General features: G+C 69.0%; 24 protein-coding genes. 17 read left to right on the forward strand and 7 right to left on the reverse strand.

Annotated features, from left to right (window positions below):
• The first annotated feature begins 1 nt into the window (after position 1).
• The 11 genes from rplO (at position 2) to truA (ending at position 8,060) form a co-directional block, all read left to right on the forward strand.
• The gene (gene rplO, locus ABZ434_RS04885) at positions 2 to 457 is read left to right on the forward strand and encodes a 50S ribosomal protein L15 (protein ID WP_018550610.1); all 456 of its coding nucleotides are present in this window, start codon (positions 2 to 4) and stop codon (positions 455 to 457) included.
• Positions 458 to 680: 223 nt separating this feature from the next.
• The gene (gene secY, locus ABZ434_RS04890) at positions 681 to 2,000 is read left to right on the forward strand and encodes a preprotein translocase subunit SecY (protein WP_359132085.1); all 1,320 of its coding nucleotides are present in this window, start codon (positions 681 to 683) and stop codon (positions 1,998 to 2,000) included.
• The gene (locus tag ABZ434_RS04895) at positions 2,000 to 2,656 is read left to right on the forward strand and encodes an adenylate kinase (RefSeq protein ID WP_359132087.1); all 657 of its coding nucleotides are present in this window, start codon (positions 2,000 to 2,002) and stop codon (positions 2,654 to 2,656) included. Before secY ends, ABZ434_RS04895 begins: the two co-directional genes overlap by 1 nt.
• 118 nt (positions 2,657 to 2,774) lie before the next feature.
• Positions 2,775 to 3,611, forward strand: coding sequence for a type I methionyl aminopeptidase (map, locus tag ABZ434_RS04900; protein ID WP_148020238.1), 837 nt, complete (start codon positions 2,775 to 2,777; stop codon positions 3,609 to 3,611).
• Positions 3,612 to 3,774: 163 nt separating this feature from the next.
• Positions 3,775 to 3,996, forward strand: a complete 222-nt coding sequence (gene infA / locus ABZ434_RS04905) for a translation initiation factor IF-1 (protein WP_003956442.1) — start codon at positions 3,775 to 3,777, stop codon at positions 3,994 to 3,996.
• A 60-nt stretch (positions 3,997 to 4,056) separates the two neighbouring features.
• Entirely contained in the window at positions 4,057 to 4,170 is a 114-nt protein-coding gene (gene rpmJ, locus ABZ434_RS04910) for a 50S ribosomal protein L36 (RefSeq protein ID WP_003956441.1), read from the forward strand.
• Between the two features lie 191 nt (positions 4,171 to 4,361).
• Complete coding sequence (gene rpsM, locus ABZ434_RS04915; RefSeq protein ID WP_014154579.1) at positions 4,362 to 4,742, forward strand: 30S ribosomal protein S13; 381 nt, start codon at positions 4,362 to 4,364, stop codon at positions 4,740 to 4,742.
• Between the two features lie 105 nt (positions 4,743 to 4,847).
• Complete coding sequence (rpsK, locus tag ABZ434_RS04920; protein WP_003956432.1) at positions 4,848 to 5,252, forward strand: 30S ribosomal protein S11; 405 nt, start codon at positions 4,848 to 4,850, stop codon at positions 5,250 to 5,252.
• 137 nt (positions 5,253 to 5,389) lie between these two features.
• A complete protein-coding gene (locus ABZ434_RS04925) occupies positions 5,390 to 6,412 on the forward strand; it encodes a DNA-directed RNA polymerase subunit alpha (protein ID WP_024755423.1) in 1,023 nt (340 codons plus the stop codon).
• 199 nt (positions 6,413 to 6,611) lie between these two features.
• Positions 6,612 to 7,115, forward strand: coding sequence for a 50S ribosomal protein L17 (gene rplQ, locus ABZ434_RS04930; protein ID WP_359132090.1), 504 nt, complete (start codon positions 6,612 to 6,614; stop codon positions 7,113 to 7,115).
• Positions 7,116 to 7,205: 90 nt separating this feature from the next.
• Positions 7,206 to 8,060 (forward strand): tRNA pseudouridine(38-40) synthase TruA, encoded by an 855-nt coding sequence (gene truA, locus ABZ434_RS04935; protein ID WP_359132091.1) that lies wholly within the window; start codon positions 7,206 to 7,208, stop codon positions 8,058 to 8,060.
• 11 nt (positions 8,061 to 8,071) lie between these two features.
• Here truA and ABZ434_RS04940 read toward each other — a convergent pair whose 3' ends face one another.
• Positions 8,072 to 9,943: a hypothetical protein gene (locus ABZ434_RS04940; RefSeq protein ID WP_359132092.1), complete on the reverse strand. Its 1,872-nt coding sequence runs from the start codon at positions 9,941 to 9,943 to the stop codon at positions 8,072 to 8,074.
• Positions 9,944 to 9,995: 52 nt separating this feature from the next.
• The gene (locus tag ABZ434_RS04945) at positions 9,996 to 10,850 is read right to left on the reverse strand and encodes a hypothetical protein (RefSeq protein WP_359132094.1); all 855 of its coding nucleotides are present in this window, start codon (positions 10,848 to 10,850) and stop codon (positions 9,996 to 9,998) included.
• A 67-nt stretch (positions 10,851 to 10,917) separates the two neighbouring features.
• Between ABZ434_RS04945 and ABZ434_RS04950 the strand changes: the two genes are divergently transcribed.
• From ABZ434_RS04950 to glmM, 4 genes are all read left to right on the forward strand, one after another.
• A complete protein-coding gene (locus tag ABZ434_RS04950) occupies positions 10,918 to 12,537 on the forward strand; it encodes an ATP-binding cassette domain-containing protein (protein ID WP_359132095.1) in 1,620 nt (539 codons plus the stop codon).
• Between the two features lie 728 nt (positions 12,538 to 13,265).
• Positions 13,266 to 13,709, forward strand: coding sequence for a 50S ribosomal protein L13 (gene rplM / locus ABZ434_RS04955; RefSeq protein ID WP_136328420.1), 444 nt, complete (start codon positions 13,266 to 13,268; stop codon positions 13,707 to 13,709).
• 45 nt (positions 13,710 to 13,754) lie between these two features.
• Positions 13,755 to 14,282, forward strand: coding sequence for a 30S ribosomal protein S9 (gene rpsI / locus ABZ434_RS04960; protein WP_219573707.1), 528 nt, complete (start codon positions 13,755 to 13,757; stop codon positions 14,280 to 14,282).
• A 176-nt stretch (positions 14,283 to 14,458) separates the two neighbouring features.
• Positions 14,459 to 15,817 carry a phosphoglucosamine mutase gene (gene glmM, locus ABZ434_RS04965; protein WP_359132097.1) on the forward strand — a complete coding sequence of 453 codons (1,359 nt, stop codon included), beginning with the start codon at positions 14,459 to 14,461 and terminating at the stop codon, positions 15,815 to 15,817.
• 47 nt (positions 15,818 to 15,864) lie between these two features.
• On the opposite strand, the gene ABZ434_RS04970 is transcribed toward glmM, so the two are convergent.
• The 3 genes from ABZ434_RS04970 to ABZ434_RS04980 all read right to left on the reverse strand — a co-directional run bounded on the left by ABZ434_RS04970 (position 15,865) and on the right by ABZ434_RS04980 (position 19,447).
• Positions 15,865 to 16,839 carry a DUF389 domain-containing protein gene (locus ABZ434_RS04970; RefSeq protein ID WP_359132098.1) on the reverse strand — a complete coding sequence of 325 codons (975 nt, stop codon included), beginning with the start codon at positions 16,837 to 16,839 and terminating at the stop codon, positions 15,865 to 15,867.
• Positions 16,840 to 16,857: 18 nt separating this feature from the next.
• On the reverse strand, positions 16,858 to 17,853 hold the full coding sequence (gene coaA / locus ABZ434_RS04975; protein WP_359132099.1) for a type I pantothenate kinase: 996 nt from the start codon (positions 17,851 to 17,853) through the stop codon (positions 16,858 to 16,860).
• A gap of 130 nt (positions 17,854 to 17,983) precedes the next feature.
• Complete coding sequence (locus ABZ434_RS04980; RefSeq protein WP_359132100.1) at positions 17,984 to 19,447, reverse strand: MFS transporter; 1,464 nt, start codon at positions 19,445 to 19,447, stop codon at positions 17,984 to 17,986.
• A 179-nt stretch (positions 19,448 to 19,626) separates the two neighbouring features.
• On the opposite strand from ABZ434_RS04980, the gene ABZ434_RS04985 reads away from it, so the two are divergent.
• Positions 19,627 to 20,274: a helix-turn-helix domain-containing protein gene (locus ABZ434_RS04985; protein WP_359132102.1), complete on the forward strand. Its 648-nt coding sequence runs from the start codon at positions 19,627 to 19,629 to the stop codon at positions 20,272 to 20,274.
• Between the two features lie 229 nt (positions 20,275 to 20,503).
• Positions 20,504 to 21,316 carry a hypothetical protein gene (locus ABZ434_RS04990; protein WP_359132103.1) on the forward strand — a complete coding sequence of 271 codons (813 nt, stop codon included), beginning with the start codon at positions 20,504 to 20,506 and terminating at the stop codon, positions 21,314 to 21,316.
• A gap of 77 nt (positions 21,317 to 21,393) precedes the next feature.
• Here the strand turns inward: ABZ434_RS04990 and argG are convergent, their stop codons facing one another.
• Together argG and ABZ434_RS05000 are read right to left on the reverse strand one after the other, a co-directional pair.
• Positions 21,394 to 22,839: an argininosuccinate synthase gene (gene argG / locus ABZ434_RS04995; protein WP_327709375.1), complete on the reverse strand. Its 1,446-nt coding sequence runs from the start codon at positions 22,837 to 22,839 to the stop codon at positions 21,394 to 21,396.
• A 102-nt stretch (positions 22,840 to 22,941) separates the two neighbouring features.
• A complete protein-coding gene (locus ABZ434_RS05000; RefSeq protein ID WP_359132104.1) occupies positions 22,942 to 23,373 on the reverse strand; it encodes a MarR family transcriptional regulator in 432 nt (143 codons plus the stop codon).
• Between the last annotated feature and the right edge of the window lie 106 nt (positions 23,374 to 23,479).

Genomic DNA, 23,479 nt, shown 5'->3' on the forward strand with positions numbered 1-23,479 from the left:
CATGGCGGAGAACAAGCCGCTGAAGGCGCATGACCTCCGGCCTGCCCCGGGTGCCAAGACCGCCAAGACCCGTGTGGGCCGTGGTGAGGCGTCCAAGGGTAAGACCGCTGGTCGTGGTACCAAGGGCACCAAGGCCCGTTACCAGGTTCCGGAGCGCTTCGAGGGTGGACAGATGCCCCTCCACATGCGTCTCCCGAAGCTCAAGGGCTTCAAGAACCCGTTCCGCACCGAGTACCAGGTCGTGAACCTGGACAAGCTCGCGACGCTCTACCCCGAGGGTGGAGAGGTCACGGTGGCCGATCTGGTCGCCAAGGGCGCTGTGCGCAACAACCACCTCGTCAAGGTCCTCGGACAGGGCGAGATCTCCGTGGCACTGCAGGTTTCGGTTGACGCCGTCTCCGGCTCCGCCAAGGAGAAGATTGCCGCTGCGGGCGGCACCGTCACCGAGCTCGTCTGAGACAACTCGGACCATTCGGTGGCCTGAACATCCGACCGGGGATGCCTCTCATATGGGGCATCCCCGGTTGGTCGTTCCTAGGGGGGCATGTACGCCGGTAAGGTGGCGTCCGTTGCTGTGGTAACCCCTGGATGTACGCGTCCGGGGGCCTTTGGCTCTTACTTATTCGTCGATCCTCAAGACCGTCACCTCTACGCATTGCGCGGGGGTCGCAGGAGGCACCGTGCTCACCGCGTTCGCCCGGGCGTTCAAGACGCCCGACCTGCGCAAGAAGCTGTTCTTCACGCTCGGCATCATCGTGCTCTACCGGCTCGGGGCGCACATCCCGGTGCCAGGAGTGAGCTACGAGAACGTCCAGACCTGTGTTGATCAGGCAAGCAAGGGCAACAACAGCCTCTTCGGCCTGGTGAACATGTTCAGCGGTGGTGCACTGCTGCAGATCACGATCTTCGCGCTCGGCATCATGCCGTACATCACGGCCAGCATCATTCTTCAGCTGCTGACCGTGGTGATTCCCCGACTCGAGGCGCTCAAGAAGGAGGGGTCGTCCGGGCAGACCAAGATCACGCAGTACACGCGTTATCTGACGGTCGCGCTCGCGATCCTCCAGGGCACCGGCCTGGTGGCCACCGCACGCAGCGGTGCGCTCTTCAGCGGCTGCCCGGTCGCCGACCAGATCGTCCCGAACCAGTCGATGTTCACGACGGTCGTCATGGTCATCACCATGACCGCCGGCACCGCCGCCGTCATGTGGCTCGGTGAGCTCATCACCGACCGCGGCATCGGCAACGGCATGTCGATCCTGATGTTCATCTCGATCGCCGCCAGCTTCCCCGGCGCGATCTGGGCCATCAAGACGAGCGGCAAGCTCGCGGACGGCTGGATCGAGTTCGCGACCGTCATCCTGATCGGCTTCGTGATGGTGGGCCTCGTCGTCTTCGTCGAACAGGCCCAGCGTCGTATCCCGGTTCAGTACGCGAAGCGCATGATCGGCCGCAGGTCGTACGGCGGTACGTCCACGTACATCCCGCTGAAGGTGAACCAGGCGGGTGTGATTCCCGTCATCTTCGCTTCTTCGCTGCTCTACATCCCGGCCCTGATCGTCCAGTTCTCCAACTCTCAGGCGGGCTGGGCGACCTGGATCCAGGATCACTTCGTCAAGGGCGACCACCCGTACTACATCACCGCGTACTTCCTGTTGATCGTGTTCTTCGCCTTCTTCTACGTGGCGATCTCGTTCAACCCCGAGGAAGTCGCCGACAACATGAAGAAGTATGGTGGCTTCATCCCGGGTATCCGGGCTGGTCGACCTACTGCCGAGTACCTGAGCTACGTGCTCAACAGGATCACTTGGCCGGGCTCGCTGTATCTGGGTCTGATCGCTCTTGTGCCGACGATGGCGTTGGCAGGCTTCGGTGGAGCCAACCAGAACTTCCCGTTCGGCGGGACGAGCATCCTGATCATCGTGGGTGTGGGTCTGGAGACCGTGAAGCAGATCGAGAGTCAGCTCCAGCAGCGCAATTACGAAGGGTTCCTCCGCTGATGCGAATCGTCCTCGTCGGCCCGCCGGGTGCCGGCAAGGGAACGCAGGCTGCGTACCTTGCCAAGAACCTGTCGATTCCGCACATCTCCACGGGCGACCTCTTCCGCGCCAACATCAGCCAGGGCACTGACCTTGGCAAGCAGGCCCGCGCCTACATGGACGCGGGGCAGCTGGTGCCGGACGAGGTCACGATCGGGATGGCCAAGGACCGCATGTCCCAGCCGGACGCGGTCAACGGCTTCCTGCTCGACGGCTTCCCGCGCAACGTGGGTCAGGCCGAGGCTCTCGATGAGATGCTCAAGGACGAGGGCGTAAAGCTGGACGCGGTGCTCGACCTCGAGGTACCCGAGGACGAGGTCGTGAAGCGGATCGCGGGCCGCCGGGTCTGCCGCAACGAGAGCGCGCACGTGTTCCACGTGACGTACAACCCGCCGAAGACCGAGGGTGTCTGCGACATCTGCGGCGGTGAGCTGTACCAGCGCGACGACGACAGCGAAGAGACGGTCCGCACCCGGCTCGAGGTCTACCACACGCAGACCGAGCCGATCATCGACTACTACAGGGCGCAGAACCTGGTGGTCACCATCTCCGCGCTCGGCAAGGTCACCGATGTGACCGAGCGGGCCATGGAGGCTCTGCGGGCCGACAAGGGCTGAGAGCACACCCGTAGTACCAGCAGTGCATTCGGCCGCGGCGTCCTTGGGCGCCGCGGCCGACTGTTTGCCGCCGTATCGTTGAGTACCCGTCCCCGCTCATGCAGAAAGGCGCCGCGCAATGGTGCAGATCAAGACCCCCGAGCAGATCGCGAAGATGCGTGAGGCGGGGCTGGTGGTCGCCGCCATTCACGCCGCCACCCGCGAGGCGGCGGTGCCCGGCGCCACCACGCACGACCTGGACCAGGTCGCCCGCAAGGTGATCGCCGACCACGGCGCGAAGTCGAACTTCCTCGGGTACGGCGGTTTCCCCGCGACCATCTGCACCTCGGTGAACGAGGTAGTCGTCCACGGCATCCCGGACGAGAAGACCGTCCTCAAGGACGGCGACATCATCTCCATCGACGCCGGCGCGATCATCGACGGCTGGCACGGCGACGCCGCGTACACGGCCTTCGTCGGCACCGGCCACGCTCCGGAACTCATCGAGCTCTCCCGGGTGACCGAGGAGTCGATGTGGGCCGGCATCGCCGCGATGAAGGTGAACAACCGCCTGGTCGACATCTCGAAGGCGATCGAGTCCTACATCCGCCGTCAGCCCCGCCCGGCGACCGGCAAGTACGGGATCATCGAGGACTACGGCGGGCACGGCATCGGCACCGAGATGCACATGGACCCGCACCTGCTGAACTACGTCGCCCGCAAGCGCGGCAAGGGCATCAAGCTGGTCCCGGGTCTCTGCCTGGCCATCGAGCCGATGGTCTCCCTCGGCACGGCCCGCACCGAGGTGCTGGAGGACGAGTGGACCGTCATCACCACCGACGGCACCTGGTCCTCCCACTGGGAGCACTCCATCGCCCTCACCGAGCAGGGCCCGCTGGTCCTGACCGCTCCGGACTGCGGCCGCGAGAAGCTGGCGCAGTACGGGGTGGAGGCGGCGCCCGACCCGCTGGGCTGATTGGGAGCCACCGCGAGGTCTAAGGATCTCCCGCGGTGGGCAAACTTGACGGATTCGTCTTTTGGAGTCCGCTGACGTAGACTGACTCGTCGGCTCTCGTGCATCCGTGTGTCCGCATACGAGTGACGAAGTCGATCAAGGTAGCCGATTCGAAAGGCGAAGCGTGGCCAAGAAGCAAGGTGCCATCGAAATTGAGGGCACCGTGATCGAGTCCCTCCCGAACGCCATGTTCAAGGTGGAACTCCAGAACGGTCACAAGGTCCTCGCGCACATCTCCGGCAAGATGCGGATGCACTACATCCGAATCCTCCCGGACGACCGGGTCGTGGTGGAGCTCTCCCCGTACGACCTGACGCGTGGCCGGATCGTCTACCGCTACAAGTAGATCTTGCCCACATCTCGTTTCGGCGGGGTGCTGGCACTGACCCGGAGAACCTGACATCCCATGAAGGTCAAGCCGAGCGTCAAGAAGATCTGCGACAAGTGCAAGGTGATCCGCCGTCACGGTCGGGTCATGGTCATCTGCGACAACCTGCGCCACAAGCAGCGCCAGGGCTGACGCACGACCCCCTGCATCTCGCAGTACTTCGCGCGACGCACGTAAACGTACATACGCAGAACCCGTCCAAGCCACGGCTGACGACACCTCCGGCGGGGGCCGGGGACCCGGGCGTACCACCTCTCTCCGAGAGGTCGGCGGTCGGGAGTGGTTCTGTGGAAGACCCCCGAAATAACAACTGGAGCCATTGAATGGCACGCGTTTCAGGTGTTGACATCCCGCGCGAAAAGCGCGTGGAGGTTGCCCTCACCTACGTCTTCGGTATCGGGCGCACCCGGTCCAAGGAGATCCTCGCCGCCGCCGGCGTGAACCCCAACACCCGCGTTCGTGACCTGGCCGAAGAGGACCTGGTCAAGATCCGCGAGTACGTGGACGCCAACCTCCGCACCGAGGGTGACCTTCGCCGCGAGATCCAGGGCGACATCCGCCGCAAGATCGAGATCGGCTGCTACCAGGGCATTCGCCACCGTCGCGGTCTGCCGGTCCACGGCCAGCGCACCAGCACGAACGCTCGTACCCGCAAGGGCCCGCGTCGCGCGATCGCCGGTAAGAAGAAGCCGGGCAAGAAGTAGTCCTCAGCGGACGCACTGCGAGCGTCCGGTTCGCCGGACAACCGCAGTATCCAGCGGTCTTCGCTGTAGGACCGATCACCTCCCCTCTCCATCTGGAGTCAAGACATGCCCCCCAAGGGTCGTCAGGGCGCAGCCAAGAAGGTGCGTCGCAAGGAAAAGAAGAACGTCGCTCACGGGCACGCCCACATCAAGAGCACGTTCAACAACACCATCGTCTCGATCACGGACCCCTCGGGCAACGTGATCTCCTGGGCCTCCGCCGGCCACGTCGGCTTCAAGGGCTCGCGCAAGTCCACCCCCTTCGCCGCGCAGATGGCCGCCGAGTCGGCCGCCCGCCGCGCGCAGGAGCACGGCATGCGCAAGGTCGACGTCTTCGTGAAGGGTCCGGGCTCCGGCCGCGAGACCGCGATCCGCTCCCTGCAGGCCACGGGCCTGGAGGTCGGTTCGATCCAGGACGTCACCCCGACGCCGCACAACGGCTGCCGTCCGCCGAAGCGTCGCCGCGTCTGATTCGCCACGGCCGGTGACGGCCGTGCGTCAGTAGCGTGGGTACGGGCGGTATGCCCCCTACGGGGGTGTGCCGCCCGTATCCTTGTTTCATCTGTCGGGTGTCAAATAGTGGGCGCCCACGACTGAAGGATTCACACATGCTTATCGCTCAGCGTCCGTCGCTGACCGAAGAGGTCGTTGACGAGTTCCGCTCGCGGTTCGTCATCGAGCCGCTGGAGCCGGGCTTCGGCTACACGCTCGGCAACTCCCTGCGCCGCACGCTCCTCTCCTCGATCCCGGGTGCCGCTGTCACCAGCATCCGTATCGACGGTGTCCTGCACGAGTTCACCACCGTGCCGGGCGTCAAGGAGGACGTGACCGACCTCATCCTCAACATCAAGCAGCTGGTCGTCTCCTCGGAGCACGACGAGCCGGTCGTGATGTACCTGCGCAAGCAGGGTCCCGGCCTGGTCACCGCTGCTGACATCGCCCCGCCGGCCGGTGTCGAGGTCCACAACCCGGACCTCGTCCTGGCGACGCTGAACGGCAAGGGCAAGCTGGAGATGGAGCTGACCGTCGAGCGCGGTCGCGGCTACGTCTCCGCCGTCCAGAACAAGCAGGCGGGCCAGGAGATCGGCCGGATTCCGGTCGACTCCATCTACTCGCCGGTGCTCAAGGTCACGTACAAGGTCGAGGCGACCCGTGTCGAGCAGCGCACCGACTTCGACAAGCTGATCGTCGACGTCGAGACCAAGCAGGCCATGCGTCCCCGTGACGCCATGGCGTCGGCCGGTAAGACCCTGGTCGAGCTGTTCGGTCTGGCGCGCGAGCTCAACATCGACGCCGAGGGCATCGACATGGGCCCCTCGCCCACGGACGCCGCGCTCGCCGCCGATCTGGCGCTGCCGATCGAGGAGCTGGAGCTCACGGTCCGCTCGTACAACTGCCTCAAGCGCGAGGGCATCCACTCGGTGGGCGAGCTCGTGGCCCGCTCCGAGGCGGACCTGCTCGACATCCGCAACTTCGGTGCGAAGTCGATCGACGAGGTCAAGGCGAAGCTGGCCGGTATGGGCCTGGCGCTGAAGGACTCGCCTCCCGGCTTCGACCCGACCGCCGCGGCCGACGCGTTCGGTGCGGATGACGACGCGGACGCCGGTTTCGTGGAGACCGAGCAGTACTAGTACGCCTCCGGCCGGGGCCCCCGGATTCTCCGGGTGCCCCGGACCGGGCGAGGCTCCGGCCTCAATCGCCGTTCGGGCTCGAGTTCGGCTCGGACGGGCTGGAAGTGTTTTCCGGCACCTGGACTTCTGTGTGGCGACCGCCGCACGGGAACTGACACCGGTACCTGATACGGCCGGTGCAGCACACAAGGAGAAAACCATGCCTCAGCCCGCCAAGGGTGCCCGTCTGGGCGGCAGCGCTGCGCACGAGAAGCTTCTTCTCAACAACCTTGCGAAGTCGCTGTTCGAGCACGGCCGCATCACCACGACCGAGGCCAAGGCCCGCCGCCTGCGTCCGGTCGCCGAGCGTTTCATCACCAAGGCGAAGAAGGGCGACATCCACAACCGTCGCCTGGTGCTGCAGTCGATCACGGACAAGGGCATCGTGCACACGCTCTTCACCGAGATCGCCCCGCGGTACGAGAACCGCCCCGGTGGTTACACCCGCATCACCAAGATCGGCAACCGTCGTGGCGACAACGCCCCGATGGCCGTCATCGAGCTGGTCGAGGCCCTGACCGTGGCGCAGGCCGCCACCGGTGAGGCCGAGGCCGCCACGAAGCGTGCGGTCAAGGAAGACGCCCTCAAGAAGGACGAGACCCCGGTCGAGTCCGTCGAGGACGTCAAGCCGGCCGAGGCCGACGAGGAGTCCAAGGACGCCTGAGCGTTCTGAGACCTCTGGACGGGCCCGCATCACCCTTCGGGGCGGTGCGGGCCCGTTTCGCTGTGTACGGATCTTGAGAGGATCGCTGGTGTGAGTGACGTGGTGGAGCCCGGATTCGTACGGGTGCGGCTGGACCTGGCCTATGACGGCAAGGACTTCTCGGGCTGGGCGAAGCAGACCGGCCGGAGGACCGTCCAGGGGGAGATCGAGGACGCGCTGCGGACCGTGACCCGCTCCCCGCGAAACTACGACCTGACCGTGGCAGGGCGCACCGACGCCGGCGTGCACTCCCGGGGCCAGGTCGCGCACGTGGACCTGCCGGCCGAGGTGTGGGCCGAGCATGCGGAGAAGCTGCTGCGGCGGATGGCCGGCCGGATGGCGCCCGATGTTCGGATCCGGCGCATCGAGGAGGCGCCGGCCGGGTTCAACGCCCGCTTCTCCGCCTTGTGGCGCCGGTACGCGTACCGGATCTCGGACGGGCCGGGCGGGGTCGATCCGCTGGTGCGCGGTCATGTCCTGTGGCACGACCGGCCGTTGGACCTCGACGCGATGAACGCGGCGGCGGCGCGCATGACGGGTGAGCACGACTTCGCCGCGTACTGCAAGAAGCGTGAGGGTGCCACGACCATCCGGACGTTGCAGAAGCTGAGCTGGGTACGTGACGGGGCGTCCGGGATCATCACCGGCACCGTGCAGGCCGACGCCTTCTGCCACAACATGGTGCGGGCGCTGGTCGGGGCGATGCTGTTCGTGGGCGACGGGCGCCGTCCGGCCCCGTGGCCGGCCGAGGTGCTGGCCGCCCGGGTCCGCGACCCGGGCGTGCACGTGGTGCGGCCGCACGGGCTGACGCTGGAGGAAGTCGCATACCCGGCCGACGAGTTGCTCGCCGCCAGGGCAGTGGAGGCGCGGAACGTGCGGACGCTGCCGGGGGCCGGCTGCTGCTGACGGCAGGCCTGTCAGGTTGTCGTACGTCTGCGACGGCGCAGCGCGGTCGTGAGGGAGCCGGCCAGATACAGCGCCGCGCCGCTCAGCAACGAGGAGCGGAACCAGCCGATCCGCGGACTCCACCAGGCGAGGACGGCGGCCGCACCCACGGCCACCAGCGCGGCGGTCCGGAGCAGCCACCAGCGGGTCGTCCGCGGGGTGTCGTCGTCGGTCGCCGGCGGATGGCTGCCGGTGCTCGTCGTCATCGTGTCGCGCATCCCCGCCAGGATGGAGCGGCGGGCCTGCACCCGCGCGCCGGGGATGTCGCCGAGGATCTCGGGGTCCCCGCCGAAGCCGGTCGGCACGGGCGGAAGGCCGAGAGCGGTCACCAGGTCGGCCTGGTGGCGGACCGGGTCGCCGGTGGCGCGCAGGATGTGGGCCAGCGGGCGCGGGTCCGCCACCCGGTACAGATGTGCGAGCTCCGCGGCGACGTCCTGTACGTCGGCGTGGTCCGGGGCGGGGGATTCGGCGTCCCAGGTGTGCGTCGCGATCTGCCGGCCCTGGTGGAGGGCGGTGACGGTGCAGCGCTCGGGGGTGCGGTGCAGCACCAGGGCGGGCCAGCTCTCACCGGTCGTGAAGGTCTCCGCCGCCGCGGTCAGCGGCTCCTCCGGCAGCAGCGCCGCGCGCCGCCCGCGGGTGGCCTCGGGGACCACCTCCACATAGCTGTAGCCTTCGCCGGCCGGAGCCGTACGCAGTGAGAATCCGCAGATCAGAGCGGCCTGGGCCACGACGGCCGGGGGCGCGGGAACGATGGCGACGGCGCGCGGGGTGAGGGCCGCCCAGTCGGGGGCGACGGCGGGCGGCTCGGGCGGACGGCGGAAGAGCGGGATCTCCGCAGCGAGGTCCAGCCGGACGTCGGACCGGGCTTCGAGGAACTCGGTACGGGGGTCGCCGAGCCGGTTCCACGGGTACTCGGTGGCGTGGACGCCGATGGCCCGGAACACGTCGAGGGCCTCGGCAGGCCGCGCCGACATGATCAGCAACAGGGCCAGTTCGTTGCGGAACCCGGCGGCCTCGCGGTCGCCGGCCCCGTCGTAGGTGTCGGAGAGGCTCAGTGCCCTGGTGATGGCCGCGTCGACCTTGGGCCCGTACGGGTCGGGGCCCTCGGGCTCGTCCGCCTCGGACAGCCGGTACTCCAGTGCCGCCTGGAGCGGCAGCGCGTGCAGCCTGGAGCCGGGCGGGGCGGACGCGGCCACGCGCTCCGCGTACCGGAACATCTCCTCGTGCGAGCCGTACCACTTGGCGCACAGGTACTGCAGCGCCTGCGCGTGGCAGCCGAAGTGGTGCGGGTCGCGGGCCTCGGCCTCGGCGAGGTAGGCGTCGAAGACCTCCCGCGGGGCCTGTATGCCGCGGGCATGGGTGAGCGCGATGCGCCAGGGGACCGGGTCGGCGGGGTTGAGCTCGGCCGCGGCGCCGATCACGGGCACGGCGTCCTCCAGCAGCGCGAAGAAGGCCTGGAACTGGTCCCGTTCGACATCCTTCGCGCGGGCGCCCGTCCGTACCTTCCACGCCTGGTGGAGGTGGAAGTCGGCCACGACGAGGAGCGCGTCGGGGTCGTCGGGGGACTCCGCCAGCCAGGCGTCCAGCCAGCCGTCGTGGTGCAGCGCGGTCCGGGCCAGCCGGCTCACGTACGCGTCCCTGCGCTCCCACTGGGCGTGTGCCCTGGTCGAGGCGAGAAGCTCCCGCGCGGGGGCGTGGTCACCGGCTGTCGCGGCGGTCAGGGCAGCGCGCAGCGGTGCGTCCGGCGGGTCGAGGACGACGGCCTCGTCGGGCGCCAGGTCGACGCCGATGGCATCGCGGTGGCGCAGGATGCGCAGGAAGGAGACCAGGAAGACGAGACGCACAGCAGCGGTCCTCCGCATCCGGGAGAGGTGACGTAACCGAAGGACGGGCTGGTCAGGCGGCCGGGGCCGTAGCAGCGGCGGAAGCCTGGACCTCGCCGCGCTGACGGATCTGACGGAAGGTGAAGTTCGTCAGGTCGTCACCGACGGCGAACACGTTCTTGTCGGCCTTGGTGACGTTCTTGCCGCTGGTGAAGCCGCCAACCGTGAAGTAGGCATATCGGCCGTAGGAGTTGGCCGTGCGACGGCAGACGGCGCCGCCGCGGCAGAAGGTCGGCACGCCCGCACCGCTCAGCGATGCCAGGCCTCCGCTGGCCTGCTGGGCGGCCTTCTTGGCCTGGGCCTCGGTCTCGAAGACCGCGAGGCCGATGGTCACGGCCACCCCGCTGCGGCTGTAGGTGGCCCTGATGACCTGGTCGCAGCCGTTGTTCGTGAGGATCGAACCGAGTGCGCCCTGAGTGGTCGTGGCGCACTTCGTGGTGCGTTGCGTCGCGCCCTTGGCGTAGACGCGGTCACCCATCGTCAGCTTCCTGCCGGGGAAGAAGGCGTCCACGGTGACGGGCGCCCGGTCCTTCCGCACGTCGGATATGTAGTCCTTCGGATCCGGCGGGGGCGCCGGGGCCACCGAGGAGAACGACGGCTCCGGCTGTGCCGACTGACTGGGCAGATCGGTCGCCGACGGCAGCTCGCTCGCGTTCTTGCCCGACGTGCCGCCGGTGTCGTTCCTGTCGGTCGAGATGACCGCCGTCGCCACGATCGCGGCGACCGCGGCGGTGGCCAGCGCGCCCCCGCCGATCATCAGCCACCTCTTGCGCCTGGTGCGTGCCGCCGATGCCTCGGCCAGCGCCGCCCAGTCCGGAGTATCAGTGCCCCCGGGCCCCCAGGAGGGCCCCCCTTGCCCAAAGCTCATGCCGCGAATCCTAGGCCCTGGGTAATCCGGTTGGGCCACAGGTTCGCCGCCCGTGACAATGCTGTGCATGGGACATCTTGAAGCAGGCCATCTCGAGTACTACCTACCGGACGGGCGGGTGCTGCTCGGCGATGCTTCGTTCCGTGTGGCGGACGGCGCCGTCGTCGCCCTCGTCGGGGCGAACGGCGCCGGTAAGACCACGCTGCTCAGGCTGCTCGCCGGGGAGATCCAGCCGCACGGCGGATCGGTCTCGGTGAGCGGCGGACTCGGCGTGATGCAGCAGTTCGTCGGCTCGGTGCGGGACGAGCGCACGGTGCGGGACCTGCTGGTGTCCGTGGCCCAGCCCCGGATCCGCGAGGCCGCGCAGGCGGTCGACCGGGCCGAGGCACTGATCCTCACCACCGACGACGAGGCCGCGCAGATGACGTACGCGCAGGCGCTGAGCGACTGGGCGGAGGCGCGCGGGTACGAGGCCGAGACGGTCTGGGACATGTGCACCATGGCCGCGCTCGGCGTCCCGTACGAGAAGGCGCAGTGGCGCGAGGTGCGCACGCTGTCCGGCGGGGAGCAGAAGCGGCTGGTCCTGGAGGCGCTGCTGCGCGGGCCGGACGAGGTGCTGCTGCTCGACGAGCCGGACAACTATCTCGACGTCCCCGGCAAGCGCTGGCTGGAGGAGAAGCTGAAGGAGACCCGTAAGACGGTCCTCTTCGTCTCCCACGACCGGGAGCTGCTCTCCCGCGCCGCCGAGAAGATCGTCAGCGTGGAGCCCAGCCCGGCCGGCAGTGACGTCTGGGTGCACGGTGGCGGCTTCGCCACGTACCACCAGGCCCGCAAGGAAAGGTTCGCGCGCTTCGAGGAACTGCTGCGCCGCTGGGAGGAGGAGCACGCCCGGCTGAAGGCGCTCGTCCTGCGGATGCGGCAGCAGGCCGCGAACAGCCCCGACATGGCGAACCGCTACCACGCGATGCAGACCCGCTTCAAGAAGTTCGAGGAGGCCGGTCCGCCGCCTGAGCCGCCGCGCGAGCAGGACATCAAGATGAGGCTGCGCGGCGGCCGGACCGGGGTGCGGGCGGTGACCTGCAAGAACCTGGAGCTGACCGGCCTGATGAAGCCGTTCGACCTGGAGATCTTCTACGGGGAGCGGGTCGCCGTCCTCGGCTCCAACGGATCGGGCAAGTCGCACTTCCTGCGGCTGCTGGCGGGCGAGCCGGTGGCGCACACGGGGGAGTGGAAGCTCGGGGCGAGGGTGGTGCCCGGACACTTCGCGCAGACCCACGCCCATCCGGAGCTGCTGGGCAAGACGCTCGTCGAGATCCTGTGGACGGAACAGGCCAAGGACCGGGGCGGCGCCATGTCCGTACTGCGGCGGTACGAGCTGGAGCGGCAGGGGGACCAGCCGTTCGAGAAGCTGTCCGGCGGCCAGCAGGCCCGCTTCCAGATCCTGCTCCTGGAGCTGGCCGGCACGACCGCGCTGCTTCTGGACGAGCCGACCGACAACCTGGACCTGGAGTCGGCCGAGGCGCTCCAGGACGGCCTTGAGGTGTACGACGGCACGGTGATGGCCGTCACCCACGACCGGTGGTTCGCGAAGTCCTTCGACCGGTATCTGGTGTTCGGCTCGGACGGGGTCGTACGGGAGACGACGGAGCCGGTGTGGGACGAGCGGCGGGTGGAACGGGCGCGCTGACCACGCGCGGTGCGGGGTTCGCGTGGTGGGGGGTTCCGTCCTCAATCGCCGGACGGGCTTGTGTGCGGGGTCCCCGCGGGGCGCTGTTGTCCGGTGGGTGGGGGTGGTGCCCCTCCGGGCAGACTCCTCAAAAATGGCGTGTGCACCCGACGACGCACTCGTACCCGGGTCGTACGCCATTTTCTGCGGGGACTGCCCTGCACGTCCCCACCCGCTCTCGCCGGCGTCTGCACACCGGCGAATCGACTGTCGCAGACGCAGGGCGGCCGGGTTCGGGGGCGTGCAGGGGAGTCCCCGCAGGACGACGAACGGATACCCGGGTACAACTGCGTACCCGCGGAACGTTCGTCGTCTGAGGAGACGCCCCGGAGGGACCCCGGACCCCCACCCACCGAACACAGGCGCCCCGCGGGGCACCCGCACCACCAAGCCCGTCCGGCGATTGAGGACAGAACCCGCGCCCCGGCAGAACCCCCGCCCCGGCACACCCCGCCGCCCGCTCAAGGGCCCCGTTTTGACCCGTCCGGGGCGGGGCGGGTACTCTCGGGGACTGTTATACGTATTGGCTTCGTCGTTCTCACGCGAAGGGCCCTTACGTAGGTTCCCTGGAGCAGTTACCAGTGGCTCGCATACGGGCAGCGTCCCCGGCCTTGTGAGCCCCAGCTGCATATCGCTTCAGGGGTGCCGTGTGTCTGGACCCCATCCACTGAAGAAGCGAAGGCTACGAAGTGCGCACGTACAGCCCCAAGCCCGGCGATGTCACTCGCCAGTGGCACATCATTGACGCCGAGGACATCGTCCTGGGCCGTCTGGCCACCACGGCTGCGAACCTCCTCCGAGGCAAGCACAAGGCGATCTACGCCCCCCACATGGACATGGGCGACTTCGTCATCATCATCAACGCCGACAAGGTTCACCTGTCCGGCAACAAGAAGACCCAGAAGATGGCGTACCGTCACTCCGGGTTCCCGGGTGGTCTCCGTTCCGTTCGTTACGACGAGCTGCTCGCGAAGAACCCCGAGAAGGCCGTCGAGAAGGCCATCAAGGGCATGATCCCCAAGAACACCCTGGGCCGTCAGATGATCTCGAAGCTGAAGGTCTACGCGGGTGACCAGCACCCGCACGCTGCGCAGCAGCCGGTCCCGTTCGAGATCACCCAGGTCGCGCAGTAGTTCCGGCCTCCCCCCAAAGACGTAAAGAAAGATCTGAGGAGAATCGTGGCCGAGACCACTGTTGAGACCCCCATCGAGGGCACCGAGGGCGAGGAGACCTTCGCCGAGGTGACCACCTTCGAGTCCGAGGTCCCCGTCGAGGGTGAGTACACCTCCGAGTCGCTCGCAGGCCGCTTCGGCGACCCGCAGCCCGCGGCCGGCCTTGGCCGTCGCAAGAACGCCATCGCCCGCGTCCGGATCGTTCCGGGCACCGGCAAGTGGAAGATCAACGGTCGCACCCTTGAGGACTACTTCCCCAACAAGGTGCACCAGCAGGAAGTCAACGAGCCCTTCAAGATTCTCGAGCTCGACGGTCGCTACGACGTCGTGGCCCGCATCTCGGGTGGCGGTGTCTCCGGTCAGGCCGGTGCCCTGCGCCTCGGTGTGGCCCGCTCGCTGAACGAGGCGGACGTGGACAACAACCGCGCCACGCTGAAGAAGGCCGGCTTCCTCTCCCGCGACGACCGTGCGGTCGAGCGCAAGAAGGCCGGTCTCAAGAAGGCCCGTAAGGCCCCGCAGTACAGCAAGCGCTAAACCGCCTGCTCAACCGCGTTACTCGTTCGCCCCGGCGGCACTCTTCGTGCTGCCGGGGCGTTCGTTTATTGACAGCCTCGGGCATATAACGGCATAAGGCGTTCATAGGCTTGATGTGCTTGTTGCTTACTTAGTCTGAATTTTTTTGCGTTTCGGAGCACTTTCGGAGGACACCAGTGGGACGACTCTTCGGCACGGACGGCGTGCGCGGTGTCGCGAATGCGGACCTGACGGCCGAGCTCGCGCTCGGTCTCTCGGTCGCGGCGGCACACGTACTGGCCGAGGCGGGCACCTTCGAGGGCCATCGGCCGACGGCCGTGGTCGGCCGCGACCCCCGCGCCTCCGGAGAGTTCCTGGAGGCCGCCGTGGTGGCCGGCCTCGCCAGCGCGGGCGTCGACGTCCTGCGCGTCGGCGTGCTGCCGACCCCGGCGGTGGCCTATCTCACCGGCGCCCTGGGCGCCGACATCGGCGTGATGCTCTCCGCCAGCCACAACGCCATGCCGGACAACGGTGTCAAGTTCTTCGCCCGTGGCGGCCACAAGCTCGCCGACGAGCTGGAGGACCGCATCGAGACGGTCTACGAGCAGCACCGCACCGGCGAGCCGTGGGCCCGTCCCACCGGCGCCGGTGTGGGCCGTGTCAGCGACTACGCCGAGGGCTTCGACCGTTACGTCGCCCACCTCATCGGAGTGCTCCCCAACCGCCTCGACGGTCTGAAGGTCGTCCTGGACGAGGCGCACGGCGCCGCCGCCCACGTCTCGCCCGAGGCGTTCGCCCGGGCCGGTGCCGAGGTCGTCACGATCGGCGCCGAGCCGGACGGCCTGAACATCAACGACGGCTGCGGCTCCACTCACCTGTCGCTGCTCCGCGCCGCCGTCGTCGAGCACGGGGCCGACCTCGGCATCGCGCACGACGGCGACGCCGACCGCTGCCTGGCGGTGGACGGCGCGGGCGAGGAGATCGACGGCGACCAGATCCTGGCCGTGCTGGCCCTCGCCATGCGCGAGGCCGGGCAGCTGCGCAAGGACACCGTGGTCGGCACCGTGATGTCGAACCTCGGCTTCAAGATCGCCATGGAGCGCGAGGGCATCCAGCTCGTCCAGACGGCCGTGGGCGACCGCTACGTCCTGGAGTCGATGAAGGCCGAGGGCTACGCGCTCGGCGGCGAGCAGTCCGGTCACGTCATCGTCCTGGACCACGCCACGACGGGCGACGGCACGCTGACCGGTCTGATGCTGGCGGCCCGCGTCGCCGCCACCGGCCGCTCGCTCGCCGAGCTGGCCGGTGTGATGGAGCGCCTGCCGCAGGTCCTCGTGAACGTGCCGGACGTCGACAAGTCCCGCGTCGGCACCTCCCCGGAGCTGGCCGCGGCCGTCGCCGAGGCCGAGCGCGAGCTGGGCGCCACCGGCCGGGTGCTGCTGCGCCAGTCGGGTACGGAACCGCTGGTACGGGTCATGGTCGAGGCGGCCGACATCGAGCAGGCGCGCGCGGTGGCCGGGCGGCTGGCCGACGTGGTGAAGTCCGCACTGGGCTGAGCGCCGGGAGGGGGGCGGGTGCGCGGTGGACCGCCGCATCCGCCCCCTCAGCGCGTCGGCGCGGTCGGCTTCGTGTGGGCGCGCTGGTGGGCCCGCTGGTGGTGCCGGGTCGTCCGCCAGAGGGCCTTCTGGGCCAGCAGCGTCAGCGTCCCGGCGAGCACGATCCCGCCCAGGTTCGCCAGCAACTGCTGGATGGACCCCGTCATCTGCCCGTAGTCGCGGTAGCTGAAGGCCACCGCCGCATTGGCCGCGGCCGGCACGGTCGTCACCGAGATCGCGACGCCGATGAGCGCGCCGGACTTCGCCGAGGTCAGGGAGAGCGTCCCGGCGATGCCGGCGAGGAACGCCACCACGAACGACATCCAGTCCGGCTGCCAGACGAACGCCGTGTTGGGTCGGTCCGCCTCGATCATCGCCTCGTCGAACAGCCCGAAGGCGTTCATCAGCCAGGCGAAGGCGACCGTCAGCAGCATGGCCGCGGCGAAGCCCCCGATCAGCGCCGTCAGCGAGCGCCACACGAGGCGCGGGGCGCGCTGCACCAGTGCCGTGGAGATCCCCGCGAGCGGTCCGAACTCGGGCCCCACCGCCATCGCACCCACGATCAGGATCGCGTTGTCGAGCATCACACCGCAGGCGGCGAGCATCGTCGCGACCGCGAGGAACGCCACGTAGGTGGCGCTGAACGTGGAGTCGTCGTGCGTGGCCTCCACCAGCTCTTCCCACAGCACCGCGTCCGCGCCCTCGCCCGGAGCGGCTTCCTCGGCCCGGTCGGCGCGTGCGGAGAGGGTCAGATCCATGTTCTCGACGGTGATCGCCCCGTACCGGTCGAGCCCGAGCCGCCGCAGCTCCGCGATCAGCTCGTCACCCGCCTCGCGTGCGACATCGCACAGGACGATGTCCCCCACCGGATCACGCGCGACTCCCGGCAGCACCGCGAGATGGGTGGTCCCCACGGTCCGCTCCAGCAGGTCGGTCACCTCGTCCGTGCGGTCGGCGGGGACGAGGAGGCGGAGATGCAGCACGGTGCACCCTTTCCGGGATCAGAGCTTGCGCAGGGACAGGCGCTGGACCTTGTGGTCGGGGCCTTTGCGGAGCACCAGCGTGGCACGGCCGCGGGTCGGTGCCACGTTCTCCACCAGATTGGGCTTGTTGATGGTCCGCCACATCGTCGCCGCGTACTCCATCGCCTCCGCCTCGGAGACCTGCGTGTACTTGCGGAAGTACGAGGACGGGTCCTGGAACGCCGTGGCGCGCAGCTTGCGGAAGCGGTTGAGGTACCAGGTCTCGATGTCCTCGGGCCGCGCGTCCACGTACACGCTGAAGTCGAAGTAGTCCGCCAGCCCGACCCGGGTGCGGCCGTCCTTGCCGGGGAGTGCGGGCTGCAGCACGTTCAGCCCCTCGACGATGAGGATGTCCGGGCGCCTCACGGTGAGCCGCTCGCCCGGCACGATGTCGTAGATCAGGTGGGAGTAGACGGGGGCGGTCACCTCCTCCTTGCCCGCCTTGATGTCGGCGACGAACCGGGTCAGGGCGCGCCGGTCGTACGACTCCGGGAAGCCCTTGCGCGACATCAGGCCGCGCGCGTGGAGCTCCTTCATCGGCAGCAGGAACCCGTCCGTGGTCACCAGCTCCACCCGCGGGTGCTCCGGCCAGCGGGCCAGCAGCGCCTGGAGGATACGGGCGCTGGTGGACTTGCCGACCGCGACACTGCCCGCCACCCCTATGACGAACGGGGTCCCGCGCTGTGCCCCGTGCCCGTTCCCCGCGTCCCCGAGGAAGGTGTTCAGCGCGCCCCGCAGCCCGGAGGTGGCCTGGACGTACAGATTGAGCAGGCGCGAGAGCGGCAGGTACACGTCGCGCACCTCGTCGAGGTCGATGACGTCCCCGAGCCCGCGCAGCCGCTCCACCTCGTCGGCGGTCAGCGGCAGCGGCGTCTTGTCGCGCAGGGCGCTCCACTCCGCCCGGGAGAGGTCGACGTACGGCGTCGCGGCGGGCTCGGCGCGTCGGTTCGTGCTCCGTGTGGGCGAGGTGATCACGGGTTCATTGTTGCGGGAGTTCGACGGGAGTTCGAACGGAGCGGGGGGTGGTCTCGGTCACGTGGGACCGTGCGGGAGGCGCGTCACGCGGGTGCACGGTTTCGGTGGTGCCGGTCTCCCGGTTCAGGCCCTAGGGGTGCTCCTCGGTGGCGTGGGAGTCGGTGAGCGTGAGCGCACCGCCTGCCGCGACCAGGCCGACGACGACCGCCAGTACGGCGTAGGTGATCCGTTCGCCGTGGAAGAACGATGCCACCAGAGCGTCGCTCCAGGTGCCTGCGGGCAGCTGGGTGGTGACCAGTGCGGCGATCAGGGTGCCGACCACGGCGGTGCCGATGCTGCTTCCGACCTCCTGGGCGGTGTCGTTGAGCGCCGTGCCGATCGATGTGCGGTTGCCCGGCATGGCGTCGACGAGCGCGATGGCGCAGATCGTCATGACGGTGCGCAGGCCGACGGTCATCAGGACCATGCAGGCCGCGATGGCGCCGTACCCGTGGTCGACGCCCCAGGAAAGCCCGGCCAGTGAGCCGGCCAGGCAGGCCGCGCCGGCCAGGCAGGCGATGCGGTGGCCGAACCTTGCCGCGAGCCACTCGGACAGGGGGGTCGCGGCGATCATCGTCACGATGAGCGGCAGGTTCGCCAGGCCGGCCCGTACGGGGCTCCACCCGTAGGCGTACTGGAAGTGGAGGATCAGCCCGAACATCACGGCGGCCATCGCGATGGCTGTGCCGATCTGTGCGATGGCGGCGCCGCGCACGGTGCCGTTGGAGAAGAGGCGGAGGTCCAGCATCGGCGAGGCGCTGCGGCGCTCGTGCCACACGAACGCGATCCCCGCGGCGAGGGCGCCGAGCACCGAGGCGAGTGTGGTCGTGGAGAGCCAGCCGTGCTCCACGCCGCTCGTCAGTGAGTAGCAGGCGAGACCGATGGTGGTGACGCTCAGTGCGGCGCCCGGCAGATCGAGCTTGTCGCGGGTCAGGTCCTGCGGGCGGTCGGCCGGGACGCCGAGGCGGACGCCGATGGCCGCGATCAGGGCGATCGGGGCGTTGACGATCAGGAGCCACTGCCACCGCACGTGCGCCAGGGCGGTGCCGCCCAGCAGGGGGCCGAGAACGAAGCCGGACATGCCGACGACGATCATCAGGGTCATGGCGCGCATCCGCAGCGCCTTGTCGTCGAACAGCCGGAAGACCAGCGAGTTGGTGATGGGGGCCATCGCCGCCGCGGCGATGCCGAGGCCGGCCCGCAGGGTGATGAGCTCGCCCGCTGTGGAGACCGCGACGACGCCCAGGCTCAGCAGGCCGAACACCGCCAGGCCGACCAGCAGCACACGGCGGCGCCCGAGCCGGTCGGCCATGGATCCCGCCGTCAGCAGCAGCCCGCCGAAGGTCAGCGAGTACGCGCCGGTGACCCACTGCAGCGACGTCGTGCCGCTGTCGAGGTCGCGGCCGATCGTGGGCAGCGCGATCGAGAGCAGGGTGTTGTCGACCATCTCGACGAAGAAGGCCAGGCAGAGCGCGGCCAGAGGTATCCATGCGGCGCGCAGGGACGGATAGGTGCGTGGCGCGGCGGGCGCGGTGGCGGTGGCGGTGGTGGTCATGACGGGCCTCCCTCCGGAACGTCGTCGGATATCGAACGACGTTCCACTATGGAACGTGGTTCGACCATAGAACGTGGTTCGATAAATGCGCAAGCTGTGATTGGATGGGGACCATGACAGGCCCGCGACCACGACCCGCCGATCGCCCGTCCCGAGGACGTCAGCGTGGATCGCACTCCATGGAGGCCGTCCTCTCCGCGGCTGTGGCCCTGCTCGACGAGGCGGGCGAGCAGGCGTTGACCATCCGCGCCCTCGCGGCCCGGCTCGGCACGGGCGTCGGCAGCATCTACTGGTACGTCTCGGGCAAGGACGACCTGCTCGACCGCGCCATCGACCACGTGCTCGGCGGGGTGCTGACCGCCGTCGAGGGGCAGCGCAGCAGCGGCGACCCGATCGACGACCTGCGCGTGATGGCCGTCACCCTGTTCGACGCGGTCGTGGACCGGCCGTGGCTGGGTGCGCACTTCATGAAGAACATCGACGTCGAGGGAAACGCCCTGCGGCTCTACGAGGAGCTGGGGCAGAAGACGCTTCGACTCGACCTCACGCCGCGGCAGCGGTTCCACGCCGTGACGGCGGTCGTGGGCGTCGTGGTCGCCAATGCCGCCGACCTGGGGCAGGAGCCGCCCAAGGAAGTGGTCGAGGGACACGTGGGCCGCGAGGAGTTCCTCGGCCGCTACGCCGCTACGTGGCGCACGCTCGACGCCGGGAAGTATCCGTTCGTGCACGACATCGTCGACGAGTTCGACGGGCACGACGACAAGGAGCAGTTCCTCGCCGGGCTGGAGCTGACCCTGGCGGGCCTCCGCCGTCAGGCCGGGGCCTGACACAACGGCGCCGGGGCGCAGAACGCAGGGACGGCGGGTGTTCGTCGTGCCGCGCGGCGCCCCGCGCCCGGAGCGGGCCTGCGGCGGACGCGTACCCGCCCGCCGCGCGCAGCCCCATGATCACCCGGCTCGCCGCGTGCGTCCCCGCTGCTGCTAGTCTGCCGCCCCGCTGATCGGCCGGTGACGGTCCGCGGCGGGTCCGCATTCCTTACGCAGCAATGAGGTGCGCATGAAAGCAGGCAGAACCGGCGCCGTGATCACCCTCGCAGGGGCCCTCGCCCTTGTGCCGGTCACGGCGCCGACGGCGCAGGCCGCCGACACCGGGGTCACGGTGTCGCGGATCGTCATCAACGGCGGCAAGCCCGTCGTGGTGGGTACGTCGGACGTGAAGGAACCGCCCGTCACCTTCCGGATCACCCTTCCGTCCGGGTACAGCACCTCGGACCCCTTCGCGTACGACGCGGAACCGTTCCTGTACCACGACACCACTCCCAAGGCGGGAGCGGACGGCGGCGGCCTCTACATGGGCGGGTACACCTGTTACGAGACGAGCTCCCGGATCGCCGACTGCGAGGGCAGCCTGCGCATCGATCCGTACTACCGCATCGACTCGAACAACGACGCGACGACCTGGACGACCGGCGTCGTGGCGAGGCTCTTCAAGTCCAACGGCCAGCTCAAGGCCGAGGAGTACACGTCCACCTCCGGCCGCGTCCAGATCAAGCGGTGGGCGAAAGCCACGGTCAACGCCTCGCCGGAGCCGGTGACGAAGGGGAAGACGCTCACGGTGACCGGCACCCTCACGCGCGCGGACTGGGTGAAGCACAAGTACACCGCCGTCGCCGCGGGCCTCGCCCACCTGCAGTTCTGCAAGAAGGGCAGTGCGGTCTACACGACGGTGAAGTCCGTACGGTCGGGCTCCACGGGCGCCCTGAGGACGACCGTCAAGGCGTCCGCCGACGGCTACTGGCGCTGGAGCTTCGGCGGGTGGGACACCACGGGCAGCGCCGTCTCGACGGCCGACTACGTCGACGTGCGCTGAGCCGGCAGCGGGCAACGACAAGAGGCCGGCCGGGCGCTCGGGGCGCCCGGCCGGCCTCTTCCGTGTCGTGCGTCGTACTAGTCCGTGCCGGACTCCATCGCCGCGCGGTCCAGCATCTCGTCGGCCTCCGAGACCTCGCCGCGGGAGGCGATGGCCTGGGCGCCGCCCTCGGGCAGCGAACCGATGAGGCCGGTGGCGGCGGCCTGGGCCGCGCCGATGGCCGGGTTGGCGGTGCCGATCAGGCCGAGGCCCGCGTACTGCTCCAGCTTGGCGCGGGAGTCGGCGATGTCGAGGTTCCGCATCGTGAGCTGACCGATCCGGTCGACCGGGCCGAACGCGGAGTCCTCGGTGCGCTCCATGGACAGCTTGTCCGGGTGGTAGCTGAACGCCGGGCCCGTGGTGTCGAGGATGGAGTAGTCCTCGCCGCGCCGCAGCCGCAGCGTCACCTCGCCGGTGACGGCGGTGCCGACCCAGCGCTGGATCGACTCGCGCACCATGAGCGCCTGCGGGTCCAGCCAGCGGCCCTCGTACATCAGGCGACCGAGGCGGCGGCCCTCGTTGTGGTACTGGGCGAGGGTGTCCTCGTTGTGGATCGCGTTGACGAGGCGCTCGTACGCGGCGTGCAGCAGGGCCATGCCGGGGGCCTCGTAGATGCCGCGGCTCTTGGCCTCGATGATCCGGTTCTCGATCTGGTCCGACATGCCCATGCCGTGACGGCCACCGATGGTGTTCGCCTTCATCACCAGGTCGACGGCGGAGTCGAACTTCTCGCCGTTGATCGTCACCGGGCGGCCCTGGTCGAAGCCGATCGTGACGTCCTCGGTCTCGATCTCGACCGAGGGGTCCCAGAACTTCACACCCATGATCGGGTCGACGGTCTCCACACCGGTGTTCAGGTGCTCCAGCGTCTTCGCCTCGTGCGTGGCGCCCCAGATGTTGGCGTCGGTGGAGTACGCCTTCTCCGTGCTGTCGCGGTAGGGCAGGTCATGGGCGACCAGCCACTCCGACATCTCCTTGCGGCCGCCGAGCTCGGTCACGAAGTCCGCGTCGAGCCAGGGCTTGTAGATCCGCAGGTGCGGGTTGGCGAGGAGACCGTAGCGGTAGAACCGCTCGATGTCGTTGCCCTTGTACGTGGACCCGTCGCCCCAGATCTGGACGTCGTCCTCGAGCATCGCCCGCACCAGGAGCGTGCCCGTGACGGCGCGGCCGAGCGGCGTGGTGTTGAAGTACGCCCGCCCGCCCGAGCGGATGTGGAACGCCCCGCAGGTGAGCGCGGCCAGCCCCTCCTCGACGAGCGCCGCACGGCAGTCGACCAGACGCGCGAGCTCGGCGCCGTAGGCCTTGGCGCGACCGGGCACGGAGGCGATGTCGGGCTCGTCGTACTGACCGATGTCGGCGGTGTAGGTGCACGGGACAGCGCCCTTGTCGCGCATCCACGCGACCGCGACCGAGGTGTCGAGGCCGCCCGAGAAGGCGATGCCGACGCGCTCGCCGGTGGGCAGGGAGGTGAGGACCTTAGACATAGGAAGATTATGCATCATCTCGCATGATCATGCAAAGTCTTCGCCTTCGGCCCCGGGGATCCGTCGCGTCGCGCGGCTTCCGGGCCGACGGCCGTGTCCGCTTTACGGGTGGGTGATGGCCTGTTCCAACAGGACCTGGAGCGAGTGCTGCTGCTCGGGGGAGAGGGCGGCCAGCGGTGATTCCTGGGCGAGGAGCCCGAGAAGCCGTCCGCGCAGATCGTGGCCCTCCGGAGTGAGGATCAGGTGCCGGGCGCGGCGGTCGGTGGGGTGGGCGCGGCGTTCGACGAGGTTCTGCTTCTCGAGCTTGTCGATGACGAACGTCGCGTTGGAGGGCTCGCAGCCCATGCGTTCGGCGAGCTCCCGCATGGTCATCGGGCCCGTCATCTCCCGGAGGGCGGTCGCCTGCGCCGCGGTGAGGTTCAGGGTGACGGCGCGCCTGCGTACGTGGTCGGCGATCTGCTGGGCCAGTCCGTTCACCAGGCCGCAGATCTCCCGCTCGGCGATGGCCTGCGGTTCGGGGGGCGTCGTCGTCATGGCTCCATCCTAGCAAGTGCATCAAGTCATTATTATTCTTACTTGAATGATTCAAGCTTGATGCATATGGTGGAGCAGCCGCCGGGAGACCGGAAGACCCGCCCGA

The organism is Streptomyces sp. NPDC005761 (assembly GCF_040630635.1).
Lineage (GTDB): Bacteria > Actinomycetota > Actinomycetes > Streptomycetales > Streptomycetaceae > Streptomyces.